10 protein-coding genes are annotated in these 16,567 nt (G+C 56.6%); all 10 read right to left on the bottom strand.

Annotated elements, in window-relative coordinates; genetic code table 11:
• Positions 1-36: 36 nt before the first annotated feature.
• A complete protein-coding gene (locus tag BQ2657_RS05435; protein ID WP_075579710.1) occupies positions 37-2,256 on the bottom strand; it encodes a BamA/TamA family outer membrane protein in 2,220 nt (739 codons plus the stop codon).
• 360 nt (positions 2,257-2,616) lie between these two features.
• Entirely contained in the window at positions 2,617-6,963 is a 4,347-nt protein-coding gene (locus tag BQ2657_RS05430; protein ID WP_232709018.1) for a translocation/assembly module TamB domain-containing protein, read from the bottom strand.
• Between the two features lie 321 nt (positions 6,964-7,284).
• Positions 7,285-8,625 (bottom strand): TolC family protein, encoded by a 1,341-nt coding sequence (locus BQ2657_RS05425; RefSeq protein WP_187119178.1) that lies wholly within the window; start codon positions 8,623-8,625, stop codon positions 7,285-7,287.
• A 96-nt stretch (positions 8,626-8,721) separates the two neighbouring features.
• A complete protein-coding gene (locus BQ2657_RS05420) occupies positions 8,722-9,978 on the bottom strand; it encodes an MlaD family protein (protein ID WP_232709017.1) in 1,257 nt (418 codons plus the stop codon).
• A gap of 1 nt (position 9,979) precedes the next feature.
• Complete coding sequence (locus BQ2657_RS05415) at positions 9,980-10,732, bottom strand: ABC transporter ATP-binding protein (RefSeq protein WP_075579708.1); 753 nt, start codon at positions 10,730-10,732, stop codon at positions 9,980-9,982.
• 1 nt (position 10,733) lies between these two features.
• Positions 10,734-11,516, bottom strand: a complete 783-nt coding sequence (locus tag BQ2657_RS05410) for an MlaE family ABC transporter permease (protein ID WP_075579707.1) — start codon at positions 11,514-11,516, stop codon at positions 10,734-10,736.
• Between the two features lie 191 nt (positions 11,517-11,707).
• A complete protein-coding gene (locus BQ2657_RS05405; protein ID WP_075579706.1) occupies positions 11,708-13,459 on the bottom strand; it encodes a SpoIVB peptidase S55 domain-containing protein in 1,752 nt (583 codons plus the stop codon).
• 113 nt (positions 13,460-13,572) lie between these two features.
• Entirely contained in the window at positions 13,573-13,827 is a 255-nt protein-coding gene (locus tag BQ2657_RS05400) for a biotin/lipoyl attachment domain-containing protein (RefSeq protein WP_232709016.1), read from the bottom strand.
• Between the two features lie 198 nt (positions 13,828-14,025).
• Entirely contained in the window at positions 14,026-15,435 is a 1,410-nt protein-coding gene (locus BQ2657_RS05395) for a phosphodiester glycosidase family protein (protein ID WP_232709015.1), read from the bottom strand.
• A 99-nt stretch (positions 15,436-15,534) separates the two neighbouring features.
• Positions 15,535-16,566 carry a rod shape-determining protein gene (mreB, locus tag BQ2657_RS05390; protein ID WP_083236185.1) on the bottom strand — a complete coding sequence of 344 codons (1,032 nt, stop codon included), beginning with the start codon at positions 16,564-16,566 and terminating at the stop codon, positions 15,535-15,537.
• Between the last annotated feature and the right edge of the window lies 1 nt (position 16,567).

The following is a 16,567-nucleotide window of genomic DNA, read 5'->3' as shown; positions in this document are numbered from 1 at the left end:
TTACTATCCCTGCTTCCTTGTTATGCAATTTGTTTATCAGAACTGACCGCCAAAGCTGAAGTGGAAGCGGCCGCCCCGGTCGCTGCTCTCCAGCCGGTAGCCATAGTCCAGCTTGATGGGACCCAGCGGAGAATTGATCCGGAGACCGATACCCACGGAGTTCTTGATCTTGCCCAGATCGAAGTTGGATTCTCCATACTCCTTGCTCCAGGCATAGCCGGCATCCGTAAAGAAGACGCCCTGTACTTTCTTGATGATGGGATACCGGAATTCCAAGGATCCCTTCACCATGCTGTTGCCTTTGAACTGGTCATCCTTATACCCACGGAGCACATCGCTGCCGCCCACGCTGAAGCGCTGGGACAACGGCATATCCCCGTTAGCATAACCGGCCCCCAGGTTCAGGGCCCATACATTGTCCTTGCCCATCCGGTAGTAGTACCGGTAGTCTGCCATGTATTTCTGGAAGTTGAAGTCTCCGCCAAAGGAGGCCACTTCCACGGAATAAGCAGTCCGTTTCCCTTCCCGAGGATCATAGATGTTGTCCCGGGTATCCAGGGTACGGGCAAAGGTGATGCTCCGGGTGGTCCCAAAGTTCTTCTTCATCCGTTCGTTCTTATCCCAGTTGTAATCATCCGGATATTCGTGGATGTTATCATAGCCGTTCTCTCCGGCTTCGAACCACTGGGTGCCGTACCCGCTGACCGGTTTCTTATACTTGTCATCCCGGTTCTTCAGGGTAATGCTGTTGGTGATGAATTCATTGTCCGTGACTCGGCTGAAGAACAGTTCTTCTCCTGTACGTTTCTTGTAGTACCGGGCGATTTCATCCCCGTCCCGGTTGTAATCCACGTACTCGTTGGTCATATTGTAGAAGGTGAAGCCGGCAGTAGTTTCCTTGTCGTCGATCCAGGGCTTCACATAGGAAACTTCGAAGTTGGCCTTGGTTTCGGAGTCGCCGCCGAATTCCCAACGGGCGCTGACGCTGTCCCCGGTACCCATGAAGTTCTTGTCCCCGATGCTGACCATGCCCAGGAAGCCGTCCGCATCACTGTAGCCGGCCCCGATCCCAAAGGTGCCTGTGCTGGTTTCCACCACGGAAACTTCCACAGAAACGGTATTGGGCATCTGCCCGGGGTTCAGACGGATATTGACATCTTCAAAGAAGCCCAGGTTGTAGATCTTCTGCATGGCCCGGCGGGCTTTCTTGGCATTGAAAGGTTCCCCTTTCTTCATGCGCATTTCCCGGATGACCACATAATCCTTGGTCTTGGTGTTGCCCTTGACCCGGAAATCTTCAATGACCCCTTCTGCCACCTGGACGATGAGCCGGCCATCCGGCTGCATCCGTACGTCGGCCACTTTGGCCAGGATGTAGCCCTGCTGATTGTACAGGCTTTCCACCTTCCGGGCGCCGATGTTCACATCCCGGGAATTCAGGACCTTGCCCAGAGGCAGATCCAGTTCTTTTTTGATGTCCCCGGTGGAGATCACCGTATTGCCTTCGATATCCAGATCCGTCAGCACGGGATTTTCCTCCAGCTGATAGGTGATCTGGACCCCTTCGGGCACCTGGCGGAACACCGGTTTGATGTCATAGAACCAGCCAGTTTCGTAGAGAGCCCGGATATCGTCCTGGAGGCCTTCCTTGGTGAATTTGGTCCCCGCAGGCATCTTCAGCACGTCAGCCAGTTTTCCGGTATCTTCATGAGCCGCCCCTTCCAGGGTGACCTTGGTGACGGTTTTGCCGATGAAAGGCGCAGAGTCTTTGGCAATCTTGGCATACTGGTCTTCCTGACTGCTGATATCATAATCAGACAGGACGGACTGCTGGAGGATGCTCCGGCCCGGAAGCTGCTTGCTCTGGGCTTCCTGGATTTCCTTCTGCTGGGTCATCCGGGCTTCCAGCTGTTCTTCATCAGCCTGGGCCTTCTCCCTTTCCTGTTCCAGTTTCTTCTTCCCTACTTTTTCGATATAAGTAACACCGTTGCGCCGGACTTCCCGGTATTTGGGCTGTTCTTCTTCAGCTGCAGCTGCGCCAGCAGAGGCTTCAGTGCCTGCCGGCTGCGTGACGGCCTGGCTTTCCGGCACCACTTCGATGGTACCGATGCCCTGTCCTTCCTTGGGAACAGTCTTATGATTTCCCAGTTCCACTTCCTGGCTGTGGGTGACTTCTGCGGCGTAGACCGGAGTGGTCATGGCCAGGGAAGCCAGGACGGCGACGGACAGCTGCCGCCAGTTTACATGTTTTTTCATAGAGTACCCCCTATACAGGTTGTTTATCATCGGCTGTCTGATTTGCTAACGATTAATTATATCATATCCCGTTTATTATACCTTCTATGGGCCAAGATTTCCAGTCCTGGAGTGTGAAAAAAGCAAGACCCTGGTCGGGTCCTGCTTTTTTGTCAGCAGCCGTCGGATACCATATGCTGCGCATCTGCTTTTGAACGGCTGGCCCGCTGGTCAAGAAGTCAGACCGGACCTAACAGGCCTTTCAGACATCAGTTTGCCCGCCATAAGCAGATCGAACCTGCATTTAATCCGAACAAAGCTGACGTCTGATGTCTCAAGGCCCCTCTGGGGCCGTGTCTGACTTCTGGCAAAGTTCCCTTTTTAAAACCTCGTCCGATACTGCACCCCATACCAATGGTTGTTGTCCTGGTCGGTGGAAATCCCGATGTGGACCCTGGGTGCGATCCGATACCCGGCATACAGATTGCTCTTTTCTCCGTCGAAACTGGTGGTGTAGCCGATCAGCAGTTTCCGGCCGAAATACCGGCTGAGCAGCACATTGTACTGGCGCCGGTCCTGCCCCGTCACTTCATTGGCCCGGTCCGGATCCGCCGAGAAGGCAATGGTGTTCTGGACCGTACCGCTGTAGATCCGCAGTTCGTCCAACCCCAGGGCATCTTTGATGGCATCTTCCACATCCGCCAGGAAGGTCATCTGGAGCCCGGCATCCACCAAGCCCCGCCAAGCCTCGTCCCCCAGGCTGGCATCGTCGGTCTTCAGGGTCAGGAACCGCTTCAAGGTATTCTCGTCCTGGGGCGGATCACTGGAAAGTTTGATCACGATATCATCCAGGCTGAGAGGGCCGCTGGCCTTGGCCATGATATTGTACTGTCCCAGGCGGGTAAAGGCCGACATGTTCACATTGGGTACAAAAGTCCCTGGACGGGGCCAGTAGATTTCCCCGAACCCGATGTTGAAAGGCGTACCCAGATACTTCAGCCGACTGCCCCGGTTCACCCGGATGCTGCCGTTGATCTGGGGGAAGGCTGTGCTGCCCAGGATATGGAACTGGCCTTTCAGCCACAGATCCATGAAGGCCGCATTGTACAGATGCAGGTTATTGCCCAGGTCCACATCCACATCCAGGCCGATATCGGATCCCCCTTGCCCGAATTCCGGGATAGCCGAGATCCCCAGATACCCTTTGTCCAGTTTCAGGTTCCCGGTGAGGAAGGGTTTGCTGTCCCGGTGTTCCAGCCCAAAAGTTCCGTTGAGTTTTCCTTTGACGCTGGAAGAGACCAGTTCTACATCCTTGATGGCCAGATCCAGATGGTAAGGCTTCCCGGACACATCATTGAGCAGATAGGAGCCGGAAGCGGTGATACTGCCGTTCTTCCCGGTAACAGCAGAAAATTCCTTCAAGGTGATGGTCTTGCCGTTGAAACCAGCATGGAACTTTACATTGTCAAAGGTGTTGTCCAACCCCCGGAATTTCACCGTACCCCCGTCCAGATCGATGGATCCGTCCAGATTGTAATCTTCCAAGGTCCCGGTGATATCCACCCGGCCGCTGGTGGGCCCGTCCGCCCACTGGACCCATTTGGTCAGGGTGGGGAGGATGGCCAGGTTCCCGTTGTCCAGCCGGACTTCCAGGTTCATCCGGGATTCCGGATTTTTCCGTTTGGCCACGGGGCGCAGGAGATCCATGGGGAAGGTGCCATAAGCACTGACTTTGTATACATCCCGCTGGATCAGGAACTGATCCAGATGGAACATGTCATTCCGCAGGGTCACCATGCCGTACAGGCTGTCAAAAGCCATCCCGCTGATGCTGCCTTCTTTCATTTCCAGAGAGAAGTTCCCGTTGGGATCATCCAGATTCCCCTTCAGCTGGGCCACGATATTCAGTTTTCCGCTGACTTCCGGAGGATTGTCCATCCCCACGGTGAGAAGTTTGGCATTGGCTTCACTGGTGGCCAGTTCCAAGTCGATGGTCCGTTCCTTCAGATTGAAATTCCCTTGGGCGGCAATGAGCCCGCCGCCGCTTTCCTGGGCTTGGAGCTTTCGGATCTTCCACTGGCCCAGATGGGTATAGATGTCGAAATCTGCAGAAGCAAAGGGCACCCCAGCCACTTTCCCGTCTTCCACCTTGCCGATGATGGTCATGCCCGTACGGGGGCCGTCTGGATTGGCTTCGATGCGTCCGGACAGATAACCGTCCACATCCGCCTTGATGCCGCCCATCTGGAGCAGGGAGCGTACGTTGCCCCGGGTCACGTCCACGGTCCACTGGAACAGTTTCCGATCGAAATCGAAACGAGCCTTCAGAGCATAGTCCCCTCCGGTCTTTTGCTGGAAAGTCCCCTGGAAAGTATTCACATGGCCCGCCTGGCTCTGGAAAGACAGGGCCAGGCCGGTGAACTCCACCCCGTTGATCAGGACGGAATCCGAAGACAGTACCCCCTGGAACTGAGGTCGACTGGTATGGCCGGTGATGCTGCCGCTGAAGTTCACATTGCCGGCTAGGTCAACACTGTCCTTGAGCCAAGGCAGCCGCAGCAGATTGATGTTTTTGGCATCGATGCCGATATCCAGGAAACCGTCCCGGCTGACCGTACCGCTGAACTGGGCGCTGCAAGTCAGGGCCTGGGCACGGAAGTTTTTCAGCTGCAGGATTTTCCCATCATAGGTGTAATCTCCGTCCACTTCGTCCACCAGGAATTTGTTCACAGAGCCATCCCAGGCATGGACATGGCCGGTAAAGGAAGGATTGGACAGAGGCCCTTTCACCGTAATGGTGTTGGTCAGGTTCCCGGTCACCGGCCAGGGAGACTGGAACGCCTGGCTGAACGGTTCCAACCGTATGCCCCTGGTCTCCAGCTTCAGCTCCAACAGCGGTTCACTGCCGGAAAGGTCCACGGTGCCGTCCAAGATATGGGATCCCTGGTCCAGGGTGACTTCCACATTGTGGAACCCGGCCTTCTGGTCCTTCCATTCCACGGCCCCATGGGCCTCCTGGATAGTCTGGCCCAGCAGTTCTCCATCCTGGAAGGAGAAGGCCCCAAAAGCCTGGGGACGTTCTAGGCTGCCGCCCAAGGTGAGGTGCCCGGACAGGTTTCCCCTGCCCTCCTGGCCCAGCACTCTCAAGAGAGGATCCACCGGCAGCCCGGTGACATACAGGTCCCCTTGGAGCCGGCCGTCCTGCAGGCTGCCGCTGCCGGCCAGGGCGCCCCCTTCTTCTGTATAGGCGGAAAGCCGGCTGAGGGTCAGGTTGCTGCCGTCCAGGGTACCATCCAAGGCGATTTCCTGGAGCTTCAGGTTCCCCCAGGAAAGGGACAGATCACTGGAAACGGTTTCCATCGTAAGTTTTCCGTCTCCATACTGACCGGCGGCATACAGGGTCCCGTCCAAGATCAGGCTGCCCAGACGGGGCGCAAACATCCCCCCATCCACCTGCTCCAAGGTAAGGGCAGCCTGCCCCTCACGGGATTCCCAATCATAAGAAGCCTTCGCCAGCACGGATCCTCCTCCCAGGCTGGCTTTGGCGCCATCCGTCTCCACCCGATGGCTCCGGAAGGAAAAGGGCAGGGTCACCTGCTCCGCCTCATAATCCTGGAAAGTCAGGGACGGACTGGTGAAGGTGCCATTCCCTGTCAAATTTTCTTTCGTTCCATCCACAGCCATGCTTCCGCTGAGACTGCCGGAAACGGGAAGATCCAAGGGCAGAGCTCCCAGCTCGAAGCCATCCAGTTCCACCTGGAGCCGGTCTGCCCGGGGATTTTGGAGATCCGTCAAGTCCACTCCTCCGGACAGCCGGGCCCTTTGTCCGTTTACCGTCACGTCCAGATCTCGGGCCTGCAGGTGGAGCTGCGCAAAGGAAAGTCCTCCTTCTGCCGTCAGGGCAATTTCCTTCCCCTGCCAGGCATAGACTGCCCCTATCTGATGCAGCTGGACATTGCCAGAGAGCCGGCTGCCATCCGCATTGTTGGTCCAGGTAATGGAAGTATCGCCCACCGCGCCCCGGATCCCTGTCACCGGAAGGAAATGTTCCACCAGTGGGCTGAAGTCCTGGAGAGACAGGAAATCCGTCCGAGCCGTCAACGTTCCCTGCCGGCTGGTATCTAGGTTCCCGGAAACCCGGATGGTCTGCCCCTTTCGGGAAACCTCCAGATCCAATCCGAAAACTGGGTTGCGGGAAGGATCGATGGTCCCATCCACACCGGCCTGCCAGTTCCCATAAGGCAGCTGCAGATCCACCGTTCCGTTTTTCAGGACGATCATTCCCTTGAATTCCGTACTGGAACTCTGGCTTTCTTTCAGCAGATGGGCTATATTCCATTCCTGCCGTTCATCCTGGACCAAAAACAGCCGAGGTCCCTCCAGAGTGATCCGGGAAACCATACCCAGGGTGCCGCTACCGGTAAGGAGCTTCAGGGGATCCAGATGCAGGGAAAGAGCCGGTACTTCCGCCACCAGCTTCCCTCCCTGATCTGCCAGCCGCAGATTCCGGGCAGTAAAAGTCAGATCCGGACCCACTTCCATGGTTTCCATCTGCAGCTGTCCATTGAGATATTCTCCGGCCGTATCTTCCACCAGGGGAATGGCCCGTTCCAGCCCTGCAGGAAGGATCACCTTCCACAGGATCAGATAGAGCAGGACCAGGACCCCAGCCAGGACTGCCAGCCGTTTTTTTCTATTGGTACCCATGAGGGCCTCCATATCGTTCATCGTGAGTCGTGGGTCGTTTGTCGTGGCATCCACCACCATGCTGCGCATGGTCCTCCGTCCTTAAAAAGGGCGGATATAAAAGAGGGCGGCCAACCCATGTTTTCCAGCTGCGGCATAATCGACCTCGCTATCCGCTAAAGCAGATGTACCCTGCTTACACCCTTGAAAAGGGCGGATATAGAGCGCGGGCTGCCGCCCAGCCGCTTACAAGGGAAATGTGAATTGATTAATTATTCATGCATAATATAAGTATACCAGGTATAGGGGGAAAAAGGAAAGGGGCTGTTGCTTGCGCAACAGCCCCTTTGATCACAGTCGACCTTATTCGTTTTCCACAGGAACACCCATGCTCTGTTCCAGCAGAGCGGTGGAAGTATTGTAGTCGTACAAAGCCTGGATGTAGTTGTTCTTGGCAGTAGTGAGGGCCACGGAGGCGTCCATCACATCGGTGTTGGTCCCCACACCGGCCCGGTACCGGAGCTGGGCGATGCGGTAATCTTCTTCTGCCTGGGCCACAGCCACTTCCGTAGTCTTGATCCGCTTTTCAGCTTCCCGCATGCTCAGGTAGCTGGTCCGTACAGCCAGACGCACCTGATCGCTGATCTGCCGATAGCTTTCCTGGGCTTTTACCACATTGGCCTTAGCTTCCCGGACCTTGGCCGCATTGACCCCGTAATCCCAGATGTTCTGGGTCAGGGTCACGCCCAGGGCCCAATTGTCACGGTCCTGGCCTGGGAAAGTATCATTGCTCCATTCGTTGGAAGCTCCCAGACTCAGTTGAGGCAGGCTGCCGGCGTTGGCAATTTTCTGGGCGGCCTTGGCCATGCCTACGGACGCTTCTGCCTGGTGGATTTCCGGCCGGTTGGCCATGGCGTAGGTCACACAGTTGTCCAGGGTATAATCGTTGGGCTTGTATTCCAGTCCCTGGCTCAGGTTCAGCCGGGTAGCAGTGGGCAGCCCGATCACGTTGTTCAGGGAGGAAACCGCCACTTCATAGCTGTTTTCCGCCTGGGTCAGGGTCTGCTGGGCGTTGACCAGTTCCACCTGGGAACGGAGCACGTCGGCTTTGGCCACTACACCCACGGCAAATTGAGCCTGGGTATTCTTTAGATGTTCATCCAGCCGGTCCACGGTTTCCTTGTCCAGGTTCACGGTATTGGCGGCCTGGAGCACATCATAATAGCCCTTTTCCGCATTGTACCGGGTGGTCTGGTAGGAACTGCTCATGCCATACTGGTAGTAATCCAGATTCTTTTTGGCCTGGTCGATGGCGCCTTCCAGACGGCCGCCGGTGTAGATGGGCACAGAGATGCTCACCGTATTGGTATGGCTGTTGGCTGTCCTGTGGTACCCGATGACCTGGTTCCCTCCTCCATAAACAGGGACTGTCTGGGTGGCTTTGTAGTTTTCCGACCGGCCACTGTAATGGTTGAAGTCGATGGACCCCCACCGGGCTCCCTTGGCCTGATCCAGTTCCGCCTTGGCCGCATCCAGTTCCGCCGCGGAGATCTTCACGCTGGAATTGTTGTCCAGGGCCATGCGTACGGCTTTGCCCAGATCCAGGTTCACGGTTTCCGGGGTGGCCGCTCCCACTGTATGGATAGAAAGGGCGCTTAAGATGACAGCGCTCAGAATCATGCTTTTCGTATGGAAATGCTTCACTATCGGACCCTCCTGTACTTTCTGACTACCTAGTCAGCTTTTATTATTATAATCAGTTGAAAAAGTAAAGTCAACCAAACACTTCTTAAACTTTTATCAAAATCTGGCTCGGATACCCAGATAAGCCGTATCGGACCCGTGATCCAGCACATCCATGCTCTCTCCGATCAAAGACAAATTCGGGCTGAAAGCCCATTCCGCGCCCACTTTCAGCTTGGCATCGTCGAAGTCGTAGAAGTCGGTGAACAGCTTGAATTTCGGTGACAGGACCCAATCGGCCCCTACACCGAATTCTCCTTCCATGACTCCGGCCCGGCCCCAGATGTATTTGTTCAGCTTTTTGTTATAATGGAAATCCACCTTGTCCCGGTCGCCGATGTCAGAAACGCCCAGATAGGCATAACTGTCTTCCTTCAGGGGCAGTTTCACCCCCATATCCGTCCGCCATTTGCCTTTTTTGTCGTTGTAGAGCACATCCGCCTGGACCTGGGCATCGGTGACCACTCCCAGGATCTTATCCGCCTTTACGGTGGTAGATTTGGCATGGTGGATGGTCTCTTTCAGGTCCTGCTGGGTCTGAGGGTCGGTGACCACATTCTGGAGGGCCTCCGCCGTATTTTGGATCTTCTTGCTGGCATCCGCCATATTGGCCGCCATGGCAGCCACATTCTGGCCTGTCGCCCCATTGGCATCCGCCTTATCCATGATGCTGTTCATGTGGATGGACATTTCCTTCATCTGTCCCACCATGGTATGGATATCTCCCTGATTCTGCTGGGCCATAGTGGCCAAGGCTTTGGTGAAGTCATTCATATTCTTGGCTACTTCCCCGGTCTGGACAAAACCTTCCCGCATGGATTTCTGGACCTTCTTGTCGCCGAACACATTGCTGAAGGCATCTACCACCACTTCCAGCTTGTCCAGGACCCGTCCGGAAGAATCCATCAGTTTGTCGATGCCCCCTGCCTGCTGGCCGGTAATGGTCTCTCCAGCTTTGAATACCAGGCCCGTAGCGATTTTGGGAGGCGCAATGGTGACGAATTTGGTCCCCATGACCCCGTCCATGCCGATGGCAAACTGGGAATTGCGGGGAATCTTCTGTTTTTCATCCATTTTCATGACCACTTTCACCTTGGATCCGTCCACGATGATGTCATCCACCTTCCCCACTGGGACCCCGGCAAACCGGACTTCATTGCCCACCTTCAGGCCGTTTACATCGTCGAACATCACATTCAGCTTATAGGTGCGCCCGGCAAAGCTGAACACCCCCAGGAAGGTCAGCATCAGGGCCAGGATGACAATGCCGCCCAAGGTGACTGCACCGACTTTGACTTCATCTGCTTTCATCATTTTACTCCTTGTCCTCCAAAATATCACTGCGCAGGAACGCCCGCACCAGGGGTTCCCGGGTATGTCTGGCTTCTTCCACCGTCCCGGAGAAAGCGATATGGCCATGGCTGAGCATCAGGATCCGGTCCGCACAGAGAAAAGCGGAAGCCATGTCGTGAGTCACCAGTACGCCGGTAATGCCCAGTTTTTTCTTGGTGTCCAGGATCAGCTGGCTGATGTTGGTGGCCATGATGGGATCCAGCCCTGCAGTCGGTTCGTCATACAGGATGATATCCGGCTGGAGCGCCAGGGCCCTGGCCAGTCCCACTCGTTTCTGCATGCCCCCGGAAAGCTGGGCCGGATACACATGCTCATTGCCGGCGAGGCCTACCGCTTCCAGCAGCTCCTTCACCCGTTTCTGGATGGCGTCTTCCGACATGCTGGTATGCTGACGCAGCCCAAAAGCCACGTTCTCTCCCACATCCAGGAAATCGAACAGAGCGGAATACTGGAACACCATGCCCATATGCTGGCGCAGCTGGTTCCACTGGGCTTCCGTATCATTTTCCACCGGCTGGCCCTGGATCAGCACATGGCCTCCCAGCGGCTTCAGCAGGCCGATGAGGATCTTCAGTACGGTGCTTTTGCCGGTGCCGGAAGGACCGATGACCGCCAAGGTCTCTCCCCTGGCTACGGAAAAGCTCACCTGGTCCAGGACCACTTTGGGTCCGAAAGACATATCCACTTTCTGAAATTCAATGACTGGTCGTTCCATTTCAGCCTCCATGGACATACAGGATCACGGACAGGAAATAATTGGCGATGAAGATCAGGATGATGGAAAGCACCACCGATTTGGTAGTGGCCAGGCCAACCCCTTCCGCTCCCTGTTTGGCAGTGAGTCCCTTGTGGCAGCCGATGATGGCAATGATGGCTCCGAAAAAAGCCCCCTTGATCAGTCCCCCGATGATATCCCAGGGCTCGATGAAGCCCCGGACGCTTTCCAGGAACATGTGGGAACTGATCCCAGCATAATTCTCCGCCACAAACCAGCCTCCTACGTCCCCCACCAGATTGGCATAGATCACCAGGATGGGCATCATGAGGACAATGGCCAGGAGCCGAGGGGCCACCAGATAGCGGATGGGGCTTACAGCCATGACCCGCAGGGCATCGATCTGTTCCGTCACCTTCATGGTGCCGATTTCCGCCGCAATGGCTGCCCCGATCCGGCCGGCCACCACCACCCCGGTCAGGATGGGTGCCAGTTCCCGTCCCATAGCAATGGCTACGATTCCGCCTACGGAATCCGCTGCCCCGAAGCGGACGAATTCTTTGGCAGTCTGGACGGACATGACCATCCCGGTACACAGGATCGTCATGCTGACGATGGGGAGGGAATCCGCTCCCAGTTTGGCCATCTGACGCAGGACTTCCTGCCGGTCCGCCGCTCTGGCCACCGCGCAGGTTTCCAGGAACAGCTTGACCACACGGCCGGTACGGGCACAAAGATCCACCAGGTTCCGGCCGACCCAGCGGCAAAGTTCTCGGTATCCCATGGAAACAGCTCCTTCACAGCAAACTAATGGTAACAGTATACAGATTATTATACCCTATCCAGATGAAAATTTGTAGAAAAAGGGGCTGTGAAGAAACGATAAATTCATTTCTTCACAGCCCCTTTGGTCACGAGCCGCAAAACGTGAGCCGCGGCCCGCGGCCTGAGGTATGGATTTTTTCACACCCCCTTTTATCTCTTCTGCACATCCACGGTAATATTGCTTTCCCCGGTGATGATGAAATCCAGCGGGAATTTCTGTTTGTACTTGCTGCCTTTCAGGAGGCCGGTAAGGGCACTGCCCATGGCATTCCCGCTCCCAGCTGCAGAACGGGCAGCTGCCCGGCGGCTGGGCCGTTCGTCCCCATAGGTGGGCATTAGATCCACGATCACTTCATTATTGGCATCCATATCGTTGAATTCCGTAAGGAAATCTCTGAACTGCCGCTGGGAAGACTGGAACATGGCGGTTTCGTCCTCACTGTTCCCATCTCCTCCATCCTGGGCCCCGTTCCGGCTGTTCTTCCTGGACAGGGCCTTGGTGATCCATGCCGTGGCATTGCCGCTGCGGACAATCAGGTTCATGGGGCCGGCCGGCTGTTTGTCCGGGACTTTGAAATTGACAGTCCGGGTGATTTCTTCCGACCGGTAGGGTTTGAAAGTCAGGGTAATGGGCAGGATGCCTCCCTGTACAGCTGTGGCCGGCGCCGTCGCTCCCAGCATCTCTGCCACTTCACAGCCGGAAGTGGTTTCTACATCCACATTGATATCCTGGATGGTCACTTTGTCGAACCGGTTGTTCATGAGCATATCCGTGGCCACATTCAGCTCCGAATCCGTCAGTTTCCCGATATCCGTGGCGCTGTAAAACATGTTTTCCCGGCGCAGGCGGATGGGGCCTTCCTTTTCACCTTCCGCCGTAATGGTGAACCGGATCCGGGACGTCCCGCCGCCCTTCCGGTCCTTGGCCATGCTTACGGTATTGTAGGTGACGCCGTCCACCAAAGTGGGCACCAGGTCCTCATCCGTGATCAGCTGGACATTGCTGCTTTTGTGCAGTCCCCGGTCCTTGTCCGTCACTGAAACATACATGGGAATGATGGGGGCATTTTCTCCTTCTTTGCCGGCAATGCCGCTGAGCCGGTCCTGGCTGATCCTTCCCAGTGTCTTTCCCAGGGTCCCCACCTTGAAGGCACTCTGGATGTTGGGGACGGACGCAAAGATCCAGGCATTGGTCATGAAATAGTTGGAATCTCCGTGCTGGAGAAAGGGGTGCCCGAAGGCCAGGATCCGTCCCTCATCGTCGGTCCAGGTCACGGTGCCGATGGCACCGATGACCATATCTCCCCGGACCAGAGAAACGCCCACGGAACTGCCAGGTTCCAGCTGGACACTGTCCAGTTCATCCGTGCCTCCAGGCACTGCATAAGAAGTAAGCCCGAACGGCGAGAGTTCCTCGTTCAGATGGGCCACTCCGTCAGCGGTGAAGCCGCTGACCATGAGCGGCGTGCTCTTGGGCAGGAATACGGAAGGCCGGGGGTCAGTTTCGTCAAACAGACGGAGCATTTCATTGATGGGAGTCAGGAAGCAGTAGTTGGGATCGGAAAAAGCCTGGCCATAGGCCACGGCTCCAGCCAGCCGGCCGTCGATGTAAACCGGGCTGCCGCTCATCCCCTGGGCGATGCCCCCGCTTTCTTTCAGGAGAGGACCTGATGCCTTGATCAAGATGTTGTACCCGCCGGTTTCCGTGCCGGTGACCCCCAGGACTTCCACATCAAAGGTTTCGATATCCGCTCCCCGGATGACTGTTTTCCCATATCCCTTCATCCCCGGTTTCAATTCTTCCACGGCAATGGTAGGAATGGCTGCTGCTGCCAGAGAAACAGCAGCCAGCAGCCAGCCCAAGGTCAGGAACAGGATCCGCTTCCATTTTAAAAGATGCATATTTCCTCCTGTAAAAAAGAGGGTGTGAAAAGTGTCTTTCACACCCTCTGTCATGGTCTGTCATCAATGGCCAAAACTCCAGTCCGGAGACCAGAACGGCCGGCAGCCTCTCTTTAAGGCTGGATCTGGGCTACTACCTGGTCTGCTGCGATTTGGCTGCCGGGAGAAACTTCCACGGAAACCACTTTCCCGCTGCAGTTGGCACGAGCGGCCGGAGCCGTCCCCGTCAAGGTCTTGACCGTCACCAAGACAGTCCCCTCCGTCACCTGTGCCCCCACGGATACCGTGGAAACCACCTGACCGGAAAGGCTGCTTTTCTGGGGCTGGACCCCAGCCGCCTGGGCAACGCCCAAAGCCAACAGAACCATCAGCAAGGCTGCTGCCCATATTTTTCTATTTTTGAGGATTTTGTGTAACATGATCAGCACCTCTTTTCTTTCGTTTGTTTATTATATACCGAAGGGGAGGGGAGATGCAAGGGGGGCTGTTGCCTGCAAATTTATCATTCGGCTCCAGACTTCAGACTCCCGACTCAAGAGTGAAGTAAGTGCTGCCTCTGGCGGCACTTACTTCCTGAACACCCCCAACGCCACCCTTATTGGGCGTTCGCTGCCGTCGCTGGGGTCATTCATGATCTTTCCGTTGACCACCATCTCGCTGGAACCGCCGCCGTCGAAATTCATGGCCCGGTCGGCTCCCAGCTGGACGAAATACCGGGCCATTTCTGCCAAGGTCATCCCGGCACTGCTGCGGGAACGTCCGTCGGCTACCAAGATCAGCACCGTGCCGTCTTTCTTGATGCCCACACCGGTCCGGGGAGCCCGTCCCTGAGCAATGTCCGGGGCGATTTCTTCCGCACTGCTAGTGACCTGGACCTGCCCATCCCGCACCAGCTGAGGACCGGCGGACCCCACAGAAGCGGCCTGGTCCGCTTCTGGATTGCCCAGGGTCTGGGTCAGGCTCACTTTATCTCCTTTGCGCAGCCCATTCAGGAAAGCGGCAGCCGCTCCATTCCCAGAGAGTACTGTACTGCCTGCCGTCAGGGGCATGCCTCCTGCGCCCTTCCGGATTTCCCGGACCACCCCGTCTTCCAGCCGCACTTCCGTACCGTAAGCGTTGGTATCCGTGGTGTCATCATAGCCGTCATTGTACAGGATCAGTTCATCGGCCAGCCGCATCCGATCCACCCCGCCGATGGAATAGCTCCTCCCGTCCGGCCGGGTCACCGTCCCGTGATAGGAAAGCCCGGGCTGGATGGAAGGAACGCCTCCGGCTGGCAGCACCAGGCCGGTACGGGGCGTGGTCTCCATCCCCAGCCATTTGTCTTGGATCTTCAGGTTCCCCACCACCCAGATGTCACTGTCGAAATAGGAGGCGTTCACCAGGGCAACGGCACCGGACCTTTTCTGGATCATGGACAGTGTCCCTTTCTGGATGGTCCTGCCGTATCCGGGGATGAAATCCAGCCGGAAATCGCTGTTGGGAGCCAGGGTCAGCAGATAGGTCTTGACCCGGCCGGCCCCCAGATCCACAGTGCTTTCCCGATAGGTAAGGCCCTTTCCCAGCCACTGGGACCGTCCGGCTGCCGGTCCGCTCTTCCCTCCGGAGGTACTTCCGGAACGGGGAAAATCCACTACCAGCCGCTGGGGATTCTTCAATAGGAAGATCTTGTAGACCGGGACGTTTTTCCGGAAAACAACCACCAGACGGCTGTTTTTCCCCTGAGGTTCCAGGTACGCTTTCTGGATCCGGGGGTCCCGCAACCGGACCATCTCTGTCCGATCGGCTCGGGCTTTCAAGTCGATGATCAGCTGGTTTCCCGTCACTCGGGAGGTATAGGAAAGGGGCGTATCCAAGTCCATGACCACCCGGGCCCGGCTGGGTGTGACTCCGCCCCGGAGGGTGCTGACCTTGGCTGCCTGGGCTGCTGGTAGCGAAGCCGTCAGCAGCAGACCTGCCAAAACGAATCGTGCCATCCATTGTCTGTAACTATGATTCATTGTTTTCTATCGCGTTCCTTTCCTGAAAAGGGGGTGTGCTGCCTGCGTGATTTTCACACAGGCAGCACACCCCCTTTATTTTCCTTCCAAAATTTCCAACAGTGCAGAATCATCCAGGGCCATTCCAGCTCCCCGGGCCACACATTCCCGGGGATTGGCCGCCACCCGGGTCCGCACATGGGTCCCGGCTTCGATGCATTCATCCATTCCTTCCAGAAGGGCTCCGCCTCCGGTAAGGACGATTCCCGTCTCCAAGAGATCTGCCGCCAGTTCCGGCGGTGTCTTCTCCAAGACGCTGTGGATACAGGCCAAGATGGGCCCGATGGGTTCTCCCAGTCCTCGTACCGTATCCTGAGAGGAAAGACGCAGGGATGTGGGCAGCCCGGTGATGTTGTCTCTTCCATGGATGATCTTGGTGCCTCGGCGGCCCCGGCGGCTGACCGTTCCGATCTCCAGCTTGATTTCTTCCGCCAGGCTCCCTTCGATCTGGATGTTCAGCCTATCCCGCAAATGACGGACCAGCCCTTCATTGAAAGCTTCTCCCCCCATCCTGAGAGAAGCCGCCTGGATGATTCGTCCCATGCTCAGCACCGCCGCACTGGTCGTACCGCTTCCAATATCCACCACCATCCGGCCTTTAGGTTCCTGGATGGGCAGCTCGGCACCCAGTGCCGCAGCCAGAGGCCCTTCGATCAGATAAGTCTTAGCGGCCCCGGCCAGGAGTGCCGCTTCAGTCACAGCCCGCCGTTCCACCCCGGTGACCCCAGTGGGGACACAGACCATGACCCGGGGTTTAAAGAAAAGATTCCTCCCCACTACCCGATCCAGCACGGTTTCCAGGAGCCCCACCGATGCATCGAAATCCGCGATGACACCATTTTCCAAGGGCCAGACCACTTCCCACTGGCCTTTTCCCGTCATTTCCCGTGCTTTAGAGCCGATGGCTGCCGTTTTGCCCGTACTGGGATCCAATGCCACCACTGACGGCTCTTCCAGCACGATGCCCCGATTCTTCATGAACACCCGGGTAGAACCGGTTCCCAAGTCGATGCCCACATCCACTGGGTTGAACAGCCGGGAAAACAAACTTTTTTCCGTGTGTTTCATG

This window comes from Acidaminococcus massiliensis (assembly GCF_900095825.1).
GTDB lineage: Bacteria > Bacillota > Negativicutes > Acidaminococcales > Acidaminococcaceae > Acidaminococcus > Acidaminococcus massiliensis.
This window is presented reverse-complemented; position numbering and strand designations above follow the sequence as displayed.